Source organism: Cytobacillus firmus (genome assembly GCF_023657595.1).
GTDB lineage: Bacteria > Bacillota > Bacilli > Bacillales > Cytobacillaceae > Cytobacillus > Cytobacillus firmus_B.
The window spans coordinates 2,863,348-2,882,735 of record NZ_CP098323.1 but is presented as its reverse complement, the minus strand read 5'-3'; the positions used below and the strand labels follow the sequence as shown (position 1 = coordinate 2,882,735).

Here is a 19,388-nt window from a genome sequence, read left to right as displayed (position 1 = left end):
GAAAAAATTTTCAGCCCCTCCTCTTTAGCATCTAGTAGATCTAGGTGCCTTCTTTAACGATTAAAAAGCTACTGGAGGATTTCCTCCAGTGAAATAGAAAGGGATTTACTTATGGGTTACGGTCAACATCAAAGCTTTTATCTAAGGGATAGATGGTTAAATAAAGGAATTAGAAACATTAAAGAAGATTCAAGGTTTTTTTATGATAAAGAAGCATTCGAAAAAATTGGCTTAGGTAAAAACATGGTTCAATCATTAAGATATTGGGTTTTAGCAACAAGGGTTGCTGAGGAGCAATTTAATTCTGAGCGAAAAAAAGTATATAATATTACACATTTTGGTGAGATATTATATAAATTTGATAGGTTTATTCAATTTAGTGATTCAGCTTCAATCATACACTATCACCTGTCATCGAGTAAGGAGCCGAGTACTGCTTGGTATTGGTTCTTTAATATTCTAAATCAAACAGTTATTTCTAAGGATGAAGTGCTAATAGAATTTATCAAGTGGGTTAACAGTAATGAAGAAAAGAAGATCTCAGATAAATCTCTAAAAAGAGATATAGATTGTCTTATAAAACTTTATACTGCTGGGCATGCAGAGAATGATCCTGAAGAAGTTATTCAAAGCCCCTTGTATAAGCTCGATTTAATCAAAGAATCTAAAGGACAAGTTTATAAAAATAATGGAAAACCAGAGGTAATTGGACTTTCTGCTTTGATGTATGTTTTGCTGAAATACAAAGAAATACATAATGTCGATACAATTTCAGTTGAAGAGATCATATCAAATGAAGCGCTATGGGGAAAGGTATTTAATTTGCAGAGGGCGACGGTTATAAATGTATTAGAAAATCTAACTCATCATCCTGCATTTCCAATTACTTTCACAAGAACAAATAATCTAGATACAATACGTATACCTAAAATAGATCCATTAGAGTTTCTCGAATATGAATATGCTAGAAAGGTAGAGGCATTAAAATGATAACAAAAACAACAAATTTCAAATCAAGTGTAAACGTTAAGTTTGATCTTGATAACATAGAGATTTTAAGGAAATATATGCCTACACCTTCTCATGCAGAGTCCTTGAACGGTATCCTGGGTGGTTTTAATACGACAGGTGCTAGAAGATCACATATTATCATTGGCCCTTATGGTACTGGGAAATCAATGCTTAGTACTTTACTGGCCTCAATAGTTACTAAAAGTATTAGTAATAATGACTTCACTCTAATAAGCCAAAAATTTTCATCTTTAGATGATGAGATTTATAATGGTTTACTCAAATCACGAGATTTAGATAAAAAATATTATCCTGTTGTTCTTAATGGGTACGAAGGAAAATTTAAACATAGCATCCTTTCAGCAATATTAAAAACATTATCATCAAATGGAATTGAGTTAATAGTCCCTGGTGTAATGACAAAAATACTAGAAACAGTTGAAAACTGGCAAAAGAATTATCCTAAGGCATATAAACAATTTAAAGCTTTATTAAAGGAACGAAACAAGTCTATAGACATATGGCGATTAGAAATTCTTAGCCAAGACAAATTTGAAATAGAGTGGTTCAAGAATGAGTTTCCCAAACTGACGTCTGGTGCAGAATTTTTGGTTGATTTAAATGAAGATTTTATAGATCAGATGAAATATATAATTGATGAGATAGAAAAGTTAAATATTGGTTTATTTATTGTTTATGATGAATTCGGAAGATATTTGCAGAGTATTGAAAGAAATGAAATAAACGAGACTATGCAAAATCTACAAGACTTAGCTGAGTTGACTGATCACTATAATGACAATATTCATCTTTTGTTTATTACCCATAAACATTTACGGCACTACTTTTCAAGCTTTGATAAAGAACTTCAGAATGAGTTTCAAAGAATTGAGAAACGTTTTAGATTATATTATATAGACAGTGACTCTGCTACCTTCTATAGGATCGCTGAAAACGTTATTAATAGTATTGATAGAGATAGTATTACCGATGAGAAAAAAAATCTCACTACTCAGCAGCTAAGGAAATATGCAATGTTTCCTCAACTAAACCAAGTCGAAATTGAAAATCTAATCGTAAAGCACTCATATCCAGTTCATCCGGTTGCTTTATTTTTATTGCCATTCCTATCAAGTCACTATGGACAAAATGAACGAACACTTTTTACGTTTCTAGAAAGTGCAGATACATTTGGATTAATTGATCATATAAATAATGACATTGGTTACTACCTACCTTATAAGCTTTTTAATTTCTTTTTCCCAAATTTTGAAGAGCAGAGTTTTGAAGCAAATGATAAATCAGCGGATCTTTATAAAAAATTGATTCAAAGGATCCCTGAACTTACTAGTGATGAGTTAAAGTTAAAAATTGTACAAACAATTACTCTTTGGGAATTATGCGGTTTACAAGGACGAATCAAACTTTCTACAGAATTGCTATCCTTTGCGCTAGATACTGAACAAAAAGTAATTGCTAAGTCTCTTTCAGAATTAGAGAGATTAAAAGGAATTAGATACAATAGAGTTTTAGGGTACTGGGAATTGTTTGAGGGTAGTGCATACAATATTGATGAATTAATTAATGAGAATGCAGCAAATTACAGAATAAGTAAAACCAAAAAAATTGAGATTTTAGAAGGAGCCCTTACTAAAAAGTATTTTCTCGCTAGAGAATATAATGATGTGAAAAGCATCACCCGTTTTGCTTCGATTAACATTGTGACTAGTGGAGAAATATTAGAAAGAAATTTTAATCCAGTGTTGATAAGAGAACAAAAAAGTCCTGATGCAATAATTTACTTTGTGTTACTAGAAGACTCAAATCAATATGATTCTATTATCAAAAGTATAGAAAATTACCAAGACGCTGCTTCGATATTTTGTATTAGTCCAATTGCCTTTGGATCAATAGAAGAAAAAGTAACCACTAAGTACATTGTGCAACAATTAATAAATGATCCAGATGTAATTAACAATGACAAAAAATTAAAACAAGAACTACTGTTACACTTGGAAGATCTAACCTATGATATAAAAAAATACTTAGATGCATATCTAAACTTTTCACAAAACCTGACCTGGATTGTAAAAGGGAAGACTTATCAGATTAATAATGAAATAAAACTAGAAGAGATATTGTCACAACTAATGTTTGAACTATACCCATTAACACCAGAAGTACGAAACGATGGATATAATAGGAGGAAAATTAACAATGTTCAATTAAAGGCTGGTTACAAGTTAATTGAACATATTTTGCATAATCCTTTTGAGAAGGACTTGGGAATTGAAGGAAATGGTCCCGAATATTTAATCTATGCTACAGTCTTTAAAAATAATGGTTTAAACTTAAACTCTCTTGAGTCAATAGCCTCAAAGGAGTTAATGGAGTTAAGAAGCGCTTTACTTTTTGAATTAAATAAAGGTTCAGAGGGATCACTAGATAAGCTTGTCAATGTAATGAATAAAGAGCCTTTTGGAATTAGAAAACCGTTAATTCCAGTCTTGCTTGTTGCTTTGCTTCGTGATAAGTGGGATCAACTTTTATTCTATAGAAACGGAATGTTTATTTCCCAATTAAACGGAGAACACATTTATACAATGGTGAGTGAACCGGATCAATATCAATATGTCTTTATGCATTTTAAAGATGAAATGAATAGCTTTGTGGGGTATTTACAAGATATTTTTAGAAATTATATTGATCCCGAAAACCGAGGGTTAAATAAACCTCTTTTAGTGATATCTGCAATGTTAAACTGGCTCCGTGATCTACCAAGATACGTACAAATTACTCGCACTATCGATAGTAATTTGGTAGCATTAAAGGATAGTATAAGACTAGCTGAGATAGATCCTAAGGAAGGGTTAGAAAAGGTATATGAACAGTTTAAAGATCAACCAGTCCTGTTGAAGGACCTGGTTGATAAGTTAAACACTGTTTATTTAGACCTAGAAGATGAGGTCGAAAATATTATTTGCAATAAGATCGGCGTAAGTAATTATAGCGAACTCAAATTCTGGGTTGAAAATCAGCAACCATCGGTATTAAAGGATAATCAGCTTGCTAAGTCACTAAAAAACAACATTAATTCTAAGGAATGGGTTAAAAACGTTTCTTATGATCTTGTTGGAGTGGAGTTGCAAAACTGGTCAGATAAGACAAAAGAAATGTTTTTTAATCAATTAAATTATGAGTTTAGTAAAATCAACATGCAAACTCAAACTCCATCTGATTCTGTACAAATTCAGATGGATGATGGAGTGAAAGTAATACGGAAATCAAATCTTTCCACTAAGTCTCAAACATTGCACACTAATGTTGCAAGAATCTTGAAGAATGGTGGAAGAAATGTCCCTAAGGAAGAGATAGAGAATATCGTATTGCTATTAATTAAAGAGTTTGTAGAATAGGAAGTGATTACCTTGGCACGTAAACCAGTGCATATTGCCATGTTTAGTGGAGGGGCTTCTAGCGCCTACGTATCCTATAACATGGTCCAAAAATATGGTCGTGAAAATTGTATTTTGTTTTTTACTAATACATTATGGGAAGACGAAGATAACTATAGATTTATGGATGAAGTTGCAGATTATATAGGTCTTGATATAACTGAACGGGTTGATGGAAGGACCCCTGAAGAAGTATTTTACGATTATAGATTTTTAGGAAATTCACGTCTAGCTAAATGTTCTGAAGAATTGAAAGTATATCAAACCATTACTTTTTTAGAAGAACTTAGAGATGAACAAAACCTTGAGCCAATTTTGTATTTTGGAATTGGACCACACGAAAAACACCGTGCAGACAACTTAACGGAGTTTTATAAACACCACCCGCTAGAACCAATTGAAACAAGATTTCCAATGATTGATACCTTTACTGAAGATATTGATATAAAGGGGATTATTGAGAATGAATGGGGCATCCAGCTGCCTAGGATGTATAACATTACAAGTGAAGTTCGACCAGATCTTGCTGCTAAAGGGATCAAAGGTTTTTCTCATGCTAATTGCGGAGGAAGATGTGTTCGAGGCGGATATCAACACTACGCATTACTTTATGCGATTTGGCCAGATAGATATAAGGAACAAGAAGAAATGGAAGAACGTTTTAGAGAGCATTTTGAAAAGGATGTATCTATTTTGAAAAAAGACGGCGGTCCTTTCACTTTAAAACAATATAGAGAACAATTGGAACAAGATGGTGTGGAGAAGTACCTTAATATTAAGGACGATGCTGTACCTTGTGTTTGTTCGTATTCTTAAAATGTGAATGAAGGGAAGGACCACTGGTTCTTCCCTTTTCTGTATAAGATAATTTTTTAAGCTAAGCATATTAGGTATTTTTTTAAAAGAGAAGTACTAATTTTTCTTCGTTTGATTGATTTTCTTTTTTTATTTACCATAAATTATTTAAAGTATTTTTGGGGGGAGTATTTTGATTGCGGCTAAAGAGAGAATATTGAGACTACTGGAGGGTGAAATAAGTAAGTTGCTTCATCCATATGAACAACAAATTAATACATTAGAGAAAGAAAAAACACAACTAGCAGATAAAATTCAGTCACTTGAGAAGGAGAACAGTAACTTAAGGACTCTTATTGCCAAAGCAGAATCTAGTGTTCAGCTTCAGAGTAATTTTAATGATTTGTTACCACATTTTATTGAGCGATTAAGCGGTGGAATTACATATGATGCAATCGATGAATGGTTCCTATCTAGTTCCTCCCATGATGCAATTTTATTGTTAACAGTCTGTGAAAAATTATATAGAGACAAAAACTTTGAGATGTTAAATTACATACTAGATCTGCTTTGTCATAACCAGCACCTAATCATTAATCAAAATGGAGAAATATTTAAGAGATTACTTGCTCTAATAAAGATGATTGTTCTTGGAGAAGAAGAAGCAGCCACTGATGAGAAATATGACAATATGATAAAGAGTATCTATGATATATTAGTTGGACTTAGGTCATCTAATCTTCATGATGCCATTTATAATTTCTTAAAAGAAAATCACGAAAAAATGTTCGATTTCGTACTTCTTTTAAATGAGCCTGTTATCATAACGAAATATTTGCGTTTACTATTTTCATATAGATTGGAAGATGAGGTTAAATCAGCGTTAAATCATATTTTGGATGTTGAATGGGGCTTTCTTGATAGTTCTTTAACTCGTGATGATTTCACTTTTTTTCTTTGGTATTGTTTCTTGTTTAATTTGGACGGAGATCTTATCGATGTTGGTGGTGATAGTTTAAGGTGGTTTGATGAACAATCAAAAGGTATTTCACTGTATTATTATATTTCGGATGAAGGACAGGATGGCCAAGCTGGTTTACAAGACGAGATTTTACAATTCACACAAGCCGTCACACTATTAGACTTTGAGAAGGAATCCATTATCAATAAAGTGAAAGCTATAAAGAACCAGCCCGAACCTCTGAAGTTTCTAAATGATTTATACAGTGTAGATTCAACACTAATTACTTATTTGACTGAAAAGTACAAACTGAAGAAAAGATATTGTTCTTTGCCTCTCTTTAAATATCGAAGTGACCAGATGATTGAGCGTTATGTGGAGTCAGATTTATATGTAAGTTCTAACAGGAGAAAGGCATTTATCGAAAAAGATAAAATGAAGTGCAAGTCTTACCAAGAAATAGTGCCAGGTGCTGTTACCTCCATAAGCACAAGTTCATTTGTCTGGCCAAGTACAGAAGTTAAAGACAATAAATCAACAGTAGTAGAATCTGATGAGAAAGTACTAAATGAAGAAAGTGATTTAAAAATGATGGGATACCAAATTAGCGGATTAACGAGAGCTAGAAGATGGGAAATCCTTGACAAGGCAGTACCAAAGCTAGGACTGAAGAAAATTGCCTATACCATCGCATATAATGTTAAATTGAGGAAAGGCCAAAAGAATGGCTTAAATAAATTTCATCATGCCATAACAGAATGGGAACACGATTTAGCGAAACTTAAAAAGCTTTATTACAAAAAAGATTTTAACTGGCCTACTACATAAAATGGGATTACCAGAATGTTAAATACAACAATGAACCTCACTAAAGAAAAAGAGATTGAAGACATCCTTTTAAATATTGTAAAAGGAGCCTATGACCAAATAAGAATGATTCAATGTTATTGACAAAAACCAGTTAAACATAATGGTTGCAACTGAGCATTATGAAGAATTTCAAGAAGCAATAAAATGCAACTTTATTCTTGATGAAGATAACGACATTTATGGATGAAAAGGGATATTACCAGTTATTAAGAGAATTGCAGGCCGAGTTTATCAGCATGTATAAAGAATGTGGCTTGTTTGATTTTTTTTCAAAAGGCAGTTATGAAGTGAATGGAGAATCAAGATTTCAGGATAGCGATTGTATCGCACCTAAGGGGAAGTTTTTTGCTCCGTTTGAAGATGCTTTATTGATGGTTCATTAATAATTATAAAAAAACAGCATGACAATTTAGGCATGCTGTTTTTATTTTGTTTCCACTTAGGTATATAGAGGACTTTCCCTTTTTTTCTACTATATTTTTAAAGGCAAGCATTATAAAAAATTTAGGTGCAATTTTTTTGAAAGAAATTAATTTTATACTGAAAAATAGTGCTCGTTGATTATTTCAGTTCATATTTACAGGTTAGAACAGTAAGGAACCATGAGGAAGCAAAGAAACACAACCATATACCCGTGTTATTTGCTCAGTTTATCAAATAACCTTACTAAATTTTTGACTGCCTGTCAAGGCCGGTTGTATCTTCCTCAAAATCGCCGGTTTAAAATTCCCCAGAAGGACTTTTCAGTCCTTCTGTGTCTTCATTTGCTTTTCCTTAAGCCTATAACTATTACCTTTTAGATTGAAAATCCTTGAATGGTGTAAAAGACGGTCTAGCATAGCTGTCGCAATAATGGGATCTCCCACCATTTCTCCCCACTCACCAAACCCTTTATTGGAGGTAAGTATAATCGAGCCACGTTCGTATCTTCTTGAAATTACTTGAAACAGGTAATGAGCACTTTGAGGATCTAGGTTAAGGTATCCTATTTCATCAATTATCAAAACTGAAGGTTTAACAAACGATCGTATCTTTCTTTCAAGTTTCTCGTTCTGTTCTGCTTTTCTTAATTGCGAAACCATATCACTCAATGTAATGAAATAGGTTTTTAGCCCCTTCGAAACTGCTTCAAGTCCAATCGCCACTGCTAGGTGAGTTTTTCCTATGCCAGGTGGCCCGAGGAAAATAAGGTTTTCATTTTCCTCTAAAAAGGACAGATTCATTAACTCTTTAATCCTTCTCTCATCAATGTTTGGCTGTACTGTAAAATCAAAATCGTCCATCGTTTTCCTGTAAGGAAATTTCGCAAACTTTAGCAGTGTCTTCATCGTTCTTTCCTGCTTTTCTATGATTTCTAATTCAAGAAGGCTGAATAAAAACTGCGAATATGGTACATTATCTTTAGATGCTTGCTCGGCCAATATGGACCATCGGTCCGCTATTACGGGCAAGTTCAACTTGTGGCTATATTCCCTTATTTTCTTTCTCATGAGGATTCACCTTTGGTGAATTCGTCGTAGATTGAAAGGGAACGTGTATCCACTTCCACAGAAACAGGCTGAGGGGCGCCAACCACGACAGTCTGTTTCTTTTTTATTTTCTCGGAGAATGGAATTATCTTTTTACGTCGTTGCTGAATTCCAATTTCCTCTCCCTGGTAGAATATCTTGATGGAACCAGCCAAGGATTCCTTAACTAAAATCTCTTTTCCTGCATATTTAGAGGACAATATCCAGTGTTCGCCTTTATAAGAGAAACTCGAATCCCAATGGACCTTTCTAAAAGAAATATAACTAGTATCATATTCTTTCTTATCATGAATGGGCTGAAGCTTTTCCTCTGTCCACCTTTCTTGTGGAGAATAACCGGTTGTTTCGTTTCTTTTTCGATTTCCTACTGCATCCAGCCACCTAAAAAGAAGTTGATTTAATTCCTCCAGGCTCTCAAACTTCGTTCCATTGTAAAAGTTATTCATGATATACTGGATTGCTCTTTCGACCTTGCCTTTTGTCTGAGCACGGTAAGGTCTACAGGCCTTTGGAATAAAACCATAGTAGGCTGCGAATTCCGAGAATCGTTTATTCCACTTAACTATTCCTTGATCCCTGCCATCCGTGACCGTCCTCATATTATCAAACAATACAGAGGAGGGGACTCCTCCAAGATATTTGAAGCTGTTAATCAAACATTGCATTACATGTTCTTGATCTTGAGATAAGGTGAACGCTGCGTATTTCATCCTGGAATATCCGAGAATGCCTACAAACATTGATAGCTTTACCTTTCTCCCATCAAGGATGACTTCTCCGACTTCTTTCCAGTCTACCTGCATCTGTTGACCCGGAAGGGTTTCATAACGGACCGTATATTTCTTTTTGGCCTGTTTCCTAAAAGGCTGCATGTAGTCTTTTAATATGGTTTTGCCCCCCTGATAACCTAGTGCTTTAATTTCTGAAAGAATCTTTTCCGAGTTAAATACCTGGTCTTCCATCATTCTCCTATCAATGTAATCTTTAAAGGCATCAAGTTTACTGCTTCTTTTTCTTTTCTTTCCAGTGGGTACCGTAGCTGAACTGATGTATTTTTTTACTGTCTTCCAGTCCATTTTCAGCTCTCTTGCTATGTCTGAAATGCTCATACCTCTCTTATACATTTCCTTAATCATAAAAAATTCCCCTCTAGTCTTCACAAACCATAGCTCCTCTCAATCACTATGGTTCTATTTTAGATGGGGAATTTTATTCCGGCTATTATGGGGATTTTAACATCGGCTTTAACACTGCCTATTTCTGGTATACTATAAATACAATATTTTAGAATTTTATTGGAATATCAATTTATAAATTTGGAGGAAGATATATGCCATATCTACAGTGTACTTGCGGTTCATTGCTAAAAGGTTATCAGTTGAGTCGAAAGGTATTATCTGCAGGTGAATATAGGCTTTGTGAGTATAAAGTGGGAGCTGCTTTGGAAGCGGGTTCATGGAGGGGTATTGATGAAGCAAACGAATGGATGAAGAATAAAGACGATGCCGTCTATTGTCCTAAATGTCATAATGAGATATCAATCGATCCCGCAGAAGTTGAAGTTTTATTGGATAAAAGAATTCCAGGGCTAAGCTCAAGTGAGTTTGATTCCATTGAAGTTATCGAAAAATTGAAGCAGGTGAGCCAAAAGGAGCGTGCTGAAATATTCGTCCATAGCATTCCGGAGAGTGATCCTGTTTTTGGGGAGATTTACGATGAATTGCCAGAAAGTTTATGCCATGCCCTCAAACAGATGAATATAGAATCCCTTTTTACCCATCAGGCTGATACATATAATGCAGTTAGAAAAAACAAGGATGTTGTGCTTGTTACACAGACTGCTTCAGGAAAAACACTGTCATTTAATTTACCTATTTTACATGGGCTATTAGAGAATGAAAATGCAAGAGCATTATATATTTTCCCAACAAAAGCTTTAGCTGATGATCAAGTTGAACAGCTATATCGTTGGACAGGGGAAAAGGTTGAAGAAGATTTTTTCGAGCAGGATGAGTGGTTCGAAAGAACTATCCGATTAGGTTCTACAAACCTTCCTTATGGGCGTCTTGATGGAGATACACAGCCAGGATCAAGAAAAAGGTTGTTGAAGGATGGCAGAATTCTGTTTACAAACCCAGATATGATTCATCATTCTATTTTGAGGCAGGTTCAAGGAAACCATCAAACTTCCAAACACGTCTGTAACCTTCTAAAAAATTTGAAGTATATTGTCATAGATGAAATGCATCTGTACAGAGGGGCTTTTGGTAGTCATGTTTCATTGGTCATCCGCAGGTTAAGGAAGATTTGTGAGGAACTGGGTAATCACGATATCCAATTTATCTTATGTTCAGCCACGATTGAGAATCCGAAACTATTAGCTGAGGAATTGACTGGGAAAAGTGAATTTACCTTAGTGGACAACGATGGATCATCAAAGAGGAAACGTCATGTCGTATTTTGGAATCCAGGAGTAACCCTGGATACAGGAGTGCGTAAAGCACCTGTATCGGATGCTATTTCCATTGCTGAAAATGTTCTTGTGCATGAAGAAAAAATCATTCGGACAATTATGTTCCAGGGGTCCAGATTGCAAGGGAAAGTAACAGCTCGTTCTATGAAAGATGTATTAAGAAAAAAGCTAAAACTAAAAAAGGAAAATGTAGCAGGGGTCCAGTTGTCTGCTTTTTATAATGGCATGCTAGGTGTTGATGAGAGAAAGCAGGTAATTAATGCAATTAAGAAAAGTGATGTCCATTTAGTAATAGCCACTAATGCTCTAGAAGTTGGAATTGATATCGGAGACTTAAGTTTTGCGATTTTAAGCGGTTATCCTGGGAGTAAGGCTGCGTTTTCGCAACAAATAGGCCGAGTTGGGAGAAAAGGTGAAGGGGTGGCAGTCATGATTTTTGAAGATGAGCCGCTTCAGCAGTATTACATGCAAAATCCAAATACCTTCTTGGAAAAGCCGCCAGAAGTTGTAAGAATTGATCCAAAAAACGCAGAACTATTAAAACTGCATCTTGCTTATCTGCAGGAAGAACTTGGTAGACCGCTGTCAATAGAGGATTTGAAAATTTTCTTGGTAAATGATGAAGTTTCTAAACAATTACTTGAAAATATAGAACCACCTAATGAGGAAGAATTGCCAAGGTGTAGTTTAAGATCAGGATCTTTGCAAAGCTACAAGGTCGTGGTCACAAAATCGCGGGATGTATTACTAGAAAGTATTGATGAGTGGACTGCATTCAGGGATTTTCATGAGGGTGCCATCTACTGGAATGCTAATGAAAAGGGTTATCGGGTTGATAGTATTAATCGCAAGAAATTAGAAATTCTTGTGACACCGATACGGGGAGAGATAGAATACTATACTCAATCTATTTTTAAAGACTTTATAAATGTTTCAGAGGAAATATCTGTTCAGGAAAGCCAAAAGGTTATAAAATCTACTGGCATTTTAAATATAAAAAGGTCAATATTTGGATTCAATAAATCATATTTTGGTTCCCGTGTTCCTGATGTCGAGAATCTCAATCCTCCATTGGTAGCTGATTTTGATGCAGAAGGCATGTGGGTAGTGTTATCTGATGAGTTAATACAAGAAGTAAAATACGCTTTAGGATTGGATTACACTGAGGAAAAACTGGATGGGTCTATACGCGCTGCTGAGCATGTTTTACTGTCAGTTATACCGGATACCATCATTTGTGATGCAAATGATATCTCCGGTTTTTCAGGGCTATCTGTTTCTGGGTTTGCTAATAAGCCTGTTATTGGTTTTTATGGTAATCAATCAGGAGGAATGGGTACAACCAAAGCGATAGGTGAACATATAGAAAGGATATCGAAAAGTGCAATTCACCTCTTGAACAATTGCTCATGCTCTGGCGGATGCCCTTCATGCATTCAATACCCGGGTAAGGACAATGACCATCTTTCAAAGATAGGTGCAAAGGCTATCCTTCTGTTGCTTAGCCATTCTATCAAGAATAGTATAAAGGGGGCTGAACTTAATTGCCTTTAGTATGTATAAATTGCCATACAGCAAAACAAAAGCAGTTATATTTTTATCAGATTAGTAGAAAGTTCAAAGGTATCCCTTATAGAAGGCTGATTAAGCAGCCTTCTAATGGTCTTCATGTTGAATCGTGGATTAAAGATAATGATAATATGGATAATACTCCAGACGGGATATACTGTGAAAACTGCCATAAGAGTTTAAATGAAGAATTTTTAACATTTGATGAATTAGCTTTACTCGCAGATAACAGAATGGAGACCTGGTCATTTAAAGATCAATCACTAGACGAGGTAGTAGGAACTCTAACCTCCCTAAGTAATAAGATAGGTTCTTCTGTTGAGAGATACCATATTAATTCGAAGTCAGCTAGGTATGGGGAACTTGAGAAAGACTTGCCTTCTTCCTTAGCAAACAAATTAAAAAAAATAGGTATTGAAAAACTATACTCTCATCAGGCTGAAGCAATTAATCGTATACGAAATGGTGAAAATGTAGTCATTACAACAGGTACTGCTTCCGGAAAGTCTATGGTGTACACAATACCAGCACTAGAAACATTTCTAAATGATGAGAATGCAACTGTTCTTTATTTGTCACCGCTTAAAGCGCTTACTCGCGATCAGCTTCTGACATTAGATAGATTTAATGATAATGAAACTGAAAGTCAAGATTCTTTTGGATACAGAACTATTTCATTGGGAGGGAAAAAAGTAAGTGCTGGGGTACTCGAAGGAGGAAAGTCTGATTCTGTAAAGGAATTAACTTATGATTATGCAAGATATTGGTTGACTAATGCACACTTCCTGCACTTTATTCTTCAAGGTGCAGTACATTTTAAACACAAAAGCAGGTATATTCGTTTTTTTAAAAACCTTAAATATGTTGTAATAGATGAATTGCATGCTTATAACGGCATTCTTGGTTCAAAGGTGGCAATGCTCTTGAGGCGCCTCAGGAACTTATGCAAAGCTCTTGGAAATATTGACCTTCAATTTATCGCATGTTCTGCTTCTATAGGGAATCCCAAGGAGCATGCAGAGGAAATTACAGGATTAAAGGGTAGAAATGGCTTTTCCTTAATTGACGATGATGGGAGCCCTGCTTATGAAAAGGAAATATTATTATGGAATCCGGGATTTCTTGGCCAAAAATCAGAGCAAAGGACTAGAAGAGCGCCTATCTCAGAGGCTATAGAAATCTTAAAGTCAATCGCAGCATCATACCGTATGCTTCCCAAGTCTATTCTCTTTTATGGAAATAGAAAAGCGGCAACGAATGCTAGCTTTGAATTAAATAGTGCAGTAAGATCTAGACTTGCGGAGGTAATGCAGAATAAAGAAATACCTTTGGAACTTTTTTCACCATTCCATGCTCAATTAAACGGTTTCAAAAAGCAAGAAGTTATGGACAAACTTAAGAAAGGAGAATTGGTGGGTCTGGTGTCAACTTCAGCCTTAGAAATGGGCATAGATATTGGAGATTTAAGTTTATGTATAATGATCGGGTACGCCGGGAGCAAAGCTAGCTTTTTGCAGCAAGCTGGTCGAGTAGGAAGGAAAGGTCCTGGATTAATAATACAAATTTTTCAAGAGGACCCTTTGGAGCAATATTATGCAGCCAACCCTGTGGAATTTATGGAACGGAAATCTGAACATGTGACGATTGATGTTTCAAATCCTCTTATTGTTTCTGAACATATGCAATATGCTGCATTTGAAGTTAATGGAAAATTGACTTCCCCACATAATTACTTTAAAGTTTCTGCTGCTAAGAAAGCTGATGGCTTTGTTGAAAAGATGAAAGAAATAAATAGAGGTTTGTGGGAGCTAATAGATAAAAATGTGATATATAATAACCTATTAAAAGGTGGTAGAGTCTACACTGTCATAAATCAATCCACAAAAGAAGCTCTGTTTGAGGGAGTGGATGATAGGTCATTACTAAGGGATTATCATTACGGTTCGGTGTTTCTTTATAACCAAAAAACCTATAAGGTAACGCGAATCTTATCCAATAAAAATGAAGTATGGACTGTCCCTTTTAAGGCTGATTATACAACAAGAGGACAAGTTAATGATTCAATAAACGTCTCAGGAGAAGTCTCCACTCAGCCAGTTAATGATTTAATGGAATTAGGAAAAGGAAAACTCGTGATTACAATGAGATTATGGGGATATAAGAAAGTAAACCTATTTGGTGGAGGCACATCAGATCTTATCGAAGACAGTAATATGTATCCGGTAAAATACTCAACAGATGGGTTGTGGATTCAATTCCCATCAGAAAAAATAAATGAGTCAGCGTTGCATGTACTGGAGCATGCTATTGCTTCAGCAATACCTACAATCGTCAAGTGCTCCCATAGTGACTTTTCTTTAATATCTTCGAGTAATTTAAAGGAATTTGAATATCTTCCAACTATTGTTTGTTATGAAGCAGATGGTGGAGGCGCAGGGATTATGGAAGCAATAGAATCAAGATTATCTCATATCTTAAAAAAAGCATTAGCAATCTTAAAAGCTTGTGAATGTGAAGATGGTTGTCCTAACTGTACCCACTTATCAATTTGTGAACGGGGCAATGAAAATCTTGATAAAGTGGGCGGGGTTCAGTTGTTGGAGAATGTATTGTCTTCAATTGCATTAACAAAGAGGTTTTAAGCATAAAAAGAAAGCTAATCAAAACAGAAAAGTTTAATATGTTTTATCCTTCTGTATTCCAGACTATGAACGGTGTAATAGGTACGGTTCTTTTGCTTTCACTTAGAAAGCAAGAGAGCCGTTTTGTTATTTTGCACATTTATTCATGTTTTATTGTGGATGCTCAGTTCAACTTTAAAAGCGGAACTCAGTTTCATTTTAATAATCAGACTTTTCCGATTTTAATTAGAGGAAGTTATCTTTATAATATTAACAAATTAAAATATTCATAATTTAATTGATTGCAGTTATATAAATGGGGATTGGGATTAATTTAGGGGAACGGGGCAGGAGGTAAGCTGGCAGGCTTCTTCCGTTTGCAAAATAGAAACCCTTTTTAATAGAAACAAAAGTAGACAAAACGAGACACTGTCTCAATTTGTCTATTTTTTTGAGCAAAAATTACCCTGAAATGCTGAAATTTGTGCCTTAGCTTCTTGGCACGGTTCTTGCAATTAAGGTAGATGAAATCTATTTTTCCAAGGAGGCTGAAAAAATGAAAGCATTGGAAAGCAGTAAAGATGTAGCTTTAACGAAGGAAAAAGCCCAGTGGATTTATCAAAAAATGGTTGAAATCCGAAATTTCGAGGACAGAGTTCATGAGTTGTTTGCAAAAGGAATCCTGCCGGGATTTGTTCATTTATATGCTGGGGAGGAAGCGGTCACTGTTGGGGTTTGTGCTCATTTAAATGACAAAGACAGTATAACAAGCACCCACCGGGGACATGGGCACTGCATTGCTAAAGGCTGTGATTTGGATGGAATGATGGCTGAAATTTATGGAAAAGTTACAGGGCTATGTAAAGGAAAGGGCGGATCCATGCATATTGCCGATTTTGATAAAGGCATGCTTGGAGCCAATGGCATTGTAGGTGGAGGATATCCGCTTGCATGTGGTTCAGCACTAACAGCCAAGTATAAAAAGACCGATAATGTAAGCGTTTTCTTTTTTGGTGACAGTGCTCAGAATCATGGAACTTTCCATGAAGGAATTAATTTGGCTACGATCTGGAAGCTTCCGGTTGTCTTTGTTGCTGAAAATAATGGATATGCAGAAGCGACTCCATTTTCGTACGCATCGAGCTGTAAGTCCAGTTACTCCGATTGGCGGCACTAAAGAAGTACCTTTGGATATCCGGATTATAACGGCCACACATCGTGACATTACAGATTTTGTAAAATGGAGAGAATTCCGCGAGGACCTTTATTACCGGTTAAATGTATATCCGATTGATGTTCCGCCTTTAAGAAATAGAAAAGAAGATATCCCGTATCTTATTAAGTATATTTGCCGAAGAAACAACTGGAGCTTAAATCGCATGAACATTCAAGATCTGATGACTAGTTTAAGAGACTATGACTGGCCGGGAAACATAAGAGAACTGACCAACCTGCTAGAGAGGCTGCACATGAGACCCCACAGGCGCTGTGCGCCGAGGATGCTCACCTCCCGCCCCGCGGTTCGCTGAGCATCCTGCAGCGGAAATCAACCTCTCCTCACTCTTTGTTTTTTAATCACAAAGTCATAAAAAACCAACAATCTTATAGCAAAGAGCCAACTTTAAAAAAGAGCTGCCGCTAATTCGAGTAGCTCTTTCTCGTATACATTCCACTCGAAGAAGTGCCTGTCTGGCCATTCCATTGAAAGGGCTGGCACCAGGAATTCAGCATTACTCCATGTTTAACTATCCCATAAATCCAAATAAATAACTTTATAAGAAAATATGCTTTTAAATCCAGAACAATAAGTCTATTATAGTTATTAAAATTAAAAAAGGAGATTCATATGAATTCATCTATTCAAGATCAACTTCAAGTATTTAGAGAAAGTCAAAAAAACAGGGGGCGGCTGCTTATCAATTGTCCCGATCAACCGGGAATTGTTGCTGCTGTATCCAAGTTTCTGTTCCAGCATGATGCTAATATTATTGAATCGAGTCAATATTCGACAAATCCAGAGGGTGGAACCTTTTTTATACGAATTGAGTTTGAATGTCCTGGTTTACAGTCGAAGGAAGAAGAGTTGAAGAGTCAATTTAAGGAAATCGCAGAAACATTTTCAATGGAATGGAAATTAGCATTTGTTTATGAATTGAAGAAGACAGCTATTTTCGTATCAAAAGAACTTCATTGTTTACGTGAGCTGTTATGGGAATGGCAAAGTGGTGATTTACTTACCGACATCGCTCTTATTGTGAGCAATCACGAGGAAGCAAGACAAATTGCAGAATCCTTGCATATTCCATTCTTTTACATACCAGCAAGTAAAGAAAATAGAAAGGAAGTGGAAGAAAGACAGCTGCAGCTTTTAAAAGAATTTGATATTGACTTAATCATCTTAGCCAGATATATGCAGATTTTGACGCCGGCTTTTGTAGAGGCTCATCCATTCAAGATCATTAATATTCATCACTCTTTCCTTCCTGCATTTGTTGGTGCGAGGCCATATGATCGAGCCCATCAGCGCGGAGTAAAAATAATTGGGGCAACGTCTCATTATGTTACAAACGATCTTGACGAAGGACCAATTATTGAACAAGATATCAAGCGTGTTGACCACCGGGATCATATAGATGATCTGAAAAAGAGCGGACGTTCTATTGAACGAAGTGTTCTTGCCAGAGCGGTTAAATGGCATTTAGAAGACCGGATTATTGTTAACGAAAACAAAACAATTGTTTTTTAAGGAAAAGGAGCAGTAATGAGTGCCTGTCCCTCAGGGGGGGCGTTATCAAATTTGTGCAGACATAACACTTATCATATTGGACAGATCATCTATATTCGAAAAGTCCAGGGTCCCATGCAAAGTAAAGAGTAGAAAGAAAAGAGGACGGATACAATGGAGCGGAAGGAATACGAGTGGGTCAAAGAGAATCGAGAAGTGCTTTTGGACTTTTGCAGTAAAATGGATCCAAAAGATTTTACGTGTGAAATGGGATTCGGCTGGCAGAGTGTGCGTGACACACTTGTTCATGTAGCGAATTGTTATCATGGCTGGCTAGGATCATTTGTTTTATTAAAAACGAAGAAGCCTATCACACCTAGAGAAAACTATCCGACAATCGGTATCGAGGAAATCAGGACACTTTTTGAACAAGCAGATGCTTATGTGTATGAAGTTCTTGAGTCATTTTCTCAAAAAATGGATGAGTCAATCGTGCGGCCTATTCCTTGGAGAGAATCAACTGAGGAGATTTCAATGACTCCTCGAAAACTGTTCATGCATACTGTCACTCACGAATACCATCACAAAGGACAGATTATGGCGATGGCCCGCCAGTTGGGGTATGAACCGCCAAATACAGATGTTCTGGGGACGAGAGACTAGATTTAGATAAGAAAGGATGCCCAATGGTGCTGTTCGTAATATCAATGGGCACCCTTTGTAACTTTTAAGACTAAAATTAAATGATCTTTCCTTTTTTAGTTCTTTACACCTGTATGATTAATAACCCGTTCCATTGCTTGAATATGCCCCAAATGGTTTGCTTCATGAAACAACGCAAATTCGGCTAATTCACCAAAGGTTTCAAGTCCCAAAAATGGTTTAGCCAGCTTTTCATTTAACCGTTCAGCTGGAATTTGCTGGATTCGGACCAATTGATCCTTCAGCTGTATAATGAGCTCATCTGTTTCAGGTATATCACCTTTCCAATCAGCCGGCTTTGTACCGTTCCCAAATAATTCAATATAGTTTGCAGGGATATGGGTCGTTTTGTGGGGAAAGCCAAACATAAACTGTTCACAGACCGTTAATACATGGCCAATATGCCAATGGATCGTGTTGTTAAAACCGTCTGGCTGTATACCTGCTACATCCTTTGATACTGACTCGATCTTTTTAATAAAATAACCTCTTGTCTTCTCAAACTGTTTAAACACTAGTTCATTCATTCTTTTCTCCCCTTCCAAATATTCTCATCTGTCAATATACCAAAAATCCGGGAAGATTAGGAGTGTCAATGGACTGAAAAATTGATTATTGTTATCTTTTATATACGGCGAAGGTTTAGAAAATGCAGGACCTTACATCCAACCAATTAT

The 19,388-nt window shown here is 35.9% G+C and carries 12 protein-coding genes and 2 pseudogenes; 11 read left to right on the top strand and 3 right to left on the bottom strand.

What is annotated here, in order from left to right:
- Window positions 1-111: 111 nt before the first annotated feature.
- From NAF01_RS14590 to NAF01_RS14570, 5 genes are all read left to right on the top strand, one after another.
- On the top strand, window positions 112-990 hold the full coding sequence (locus NAF01_RS14590; protein WP_250800648.1) for a DUF4007 family protein: 879 nt from the start codon (window positions 112-114) through the stop codon (window positions 988-990).
- Window positions 987-4,427 carry a hypothetical protein gene (locus NAF01_RS14585; RefSeq protein WP_250800647.1) on the top strand — a complete coding sequence of 1,147 codons (3,441 nt, stop codon included), beginning with the start codon at window positions 987-989 and terminating at the stop codon, window positions 4,425-4,427. The genes NAF01_RS14590 and NAF01_RS14585 overlap by 4 nt, the downstream gene beginning before the upstream one ends.
- A 12-nt stretch (window positions 4,428-4,439) precedes the next feature.
- The gene (locus NAF01_RS14580; RefSeq protein WP_231593947.1) at window positions 4,440-5,282 is read left to right on the top strand and encodes a phosphoadenosine phosphosulfate reductase domain-containing protein; all 843 of its coding nucleotides are present in this window, start codon (window positions 4,440-4,442) and stop codon (window positions 5,280-5,282) included.
- Window positions 5,283-5,454: 172 nt separating this feature from the next.
- A complete protein-coding gene (locus NAF01_RS14575) occupies window positions 5,455-7,050 on the top strand; it encodes a hypothetical protein (protein ID WP_250800646.1) in 1,596 nt (531 codons plus the stop codon).
- A gap of 221 nt (window positions 7,051-7,271) precedes the next feature.
- A complete protein-coding gene (locus NAF01_RS14570; protein ID WP_250800645.1) occupies window positions 7,272-7,475 on the top strand; it encodes a hypothetical protein in 204 nt (67 codons plus the stop codon).
- A gap of 360 nt (window positions 7,476-7,835) precedes the next feature.
- Here the strand turns inward: NAF01_RS14570 and istB are convergent, their stop codons facing one another.
- Window positions 7,836-8,582, bottom strand: a complete 747-nt coding sequence (gene istB, locus NAF01_RS14565; protein WP_250800644.1) for an IS21-like element helper ATPase IstB — start codon at window positions 8,580-8,582, stop codon at window positions 7,836-7,838.
- Window positions 8,579-9,781 carry an IS21 family transposase gene (istA, locus tag NAF01_RS14560; RefSeq protein ID WP_250800643.1) on the bottom strand — a complete coding sequence of 401 codons (1,203 nt, stop codon included), beginning with the start codon at window positions 9,779-9,781 and terminating at the stop codon, window positions 8,579-8,581. The genes istB and istA overlap by 4 nt, the downstream gene beginning before the upstream one ends.
- A gap of 170 nt (window positions 9,782-9,951) precedes the next feature.
- Here istA and NAF01_RS14555 point away from each other — a divergent pair, with 170 nt between their 5' ends.
- The 6 genes and pseudogenes from NAF01_RS14555 to NAF01_RS14530 all read left to right on the top strand — a co-directional run bounded on the left by NAF01_RS14555 (window position 9,952) and on the right by NAF01_RS14530 (window position 18,672).
- Window positions 9,952-12,648, top strand: a complete 2,697-nt coding sequence (locus NAF01_RS14555; RefSeq protein ID WP_250800642.1) for a DEAD/DEAH box helicase — start codon at window positions 9,952-9,954, stop codon at window positions 12,646-12,648.
- The gene (locus tag NAF01_RS14550; protein ID WP_250800641.1) at window positions 12,639-15,305 is read left to right on the top strand and encodes a DEAD/DEAH box helicase; all 2,667 of its coding nucleotides are present in this window, start codon (window positions 12,639-12,641) and stop codon (window positions 15,303-15,305) included. The genes NAF01_RS14555 and NAF01_RS14550 overlap by 10 nt, the downstream gene beginning before the upstream one ends.
- A 535-nt stretch (window positions 15,306-15,840) precedes the next feature.
- Window positions 15,841-16,437: pseudogene (locus tag NAF01_RS14545) on the top strand (thiamine pyrophosphate-dependent dehydrogenase E1 component subunit alpha); the annotation flags it as partial.
- Between the two features lies 1 nt (window position 16,438).
- Window positions 16,439-16,756, top strand: a pseudogene (locus NAF01_RS14540) (sigma 54-interacting transcriptional regulator); the annotation flags it as partial.
- A 374-nt stretch (window positions 16,757-17,130) separates the two neighbouring features.
- Entirely contained in the window at window positions 17,131-18,030 is a 900-nt protein-coding gene (purU, locus tag NAF01_RS14535) for a formyltetrahydrofolate deformylase (protein WP_250800639.1), read from the top strand.
- Between the two features lie 153 nt (window positions 18,031-18,183).
- The gene (locus NAF01_RS14530) at window positions 18,184-18,672 is read left to right on the top strand and encodes a DinB family protein (protein WP_250800638.1); all 489 of its coding nucleotides are present in this window, start codon (window positions 18,184-18,186) and stop codon (window positions 18,670-18,672) included.
- Between the two features lie 95 nt (window positions 18,673-18,767).
- Here the strand turns inward: NAF01_RS14530 and NAF01_RS14525 are convergent, their stop codons facing one another.
- Complete coding sequence (locus NAF01_RS14525; protein ID WP_250800637.1) at window positions 18,768-19,238, bottom strand: DinB family protein; 471 nt, start codon at window positions 19,236-19,238, stop codon at window positions 18,768-18,770.
- Window positions 19,239-19,388: the final 150 nt, after the last annotated feature.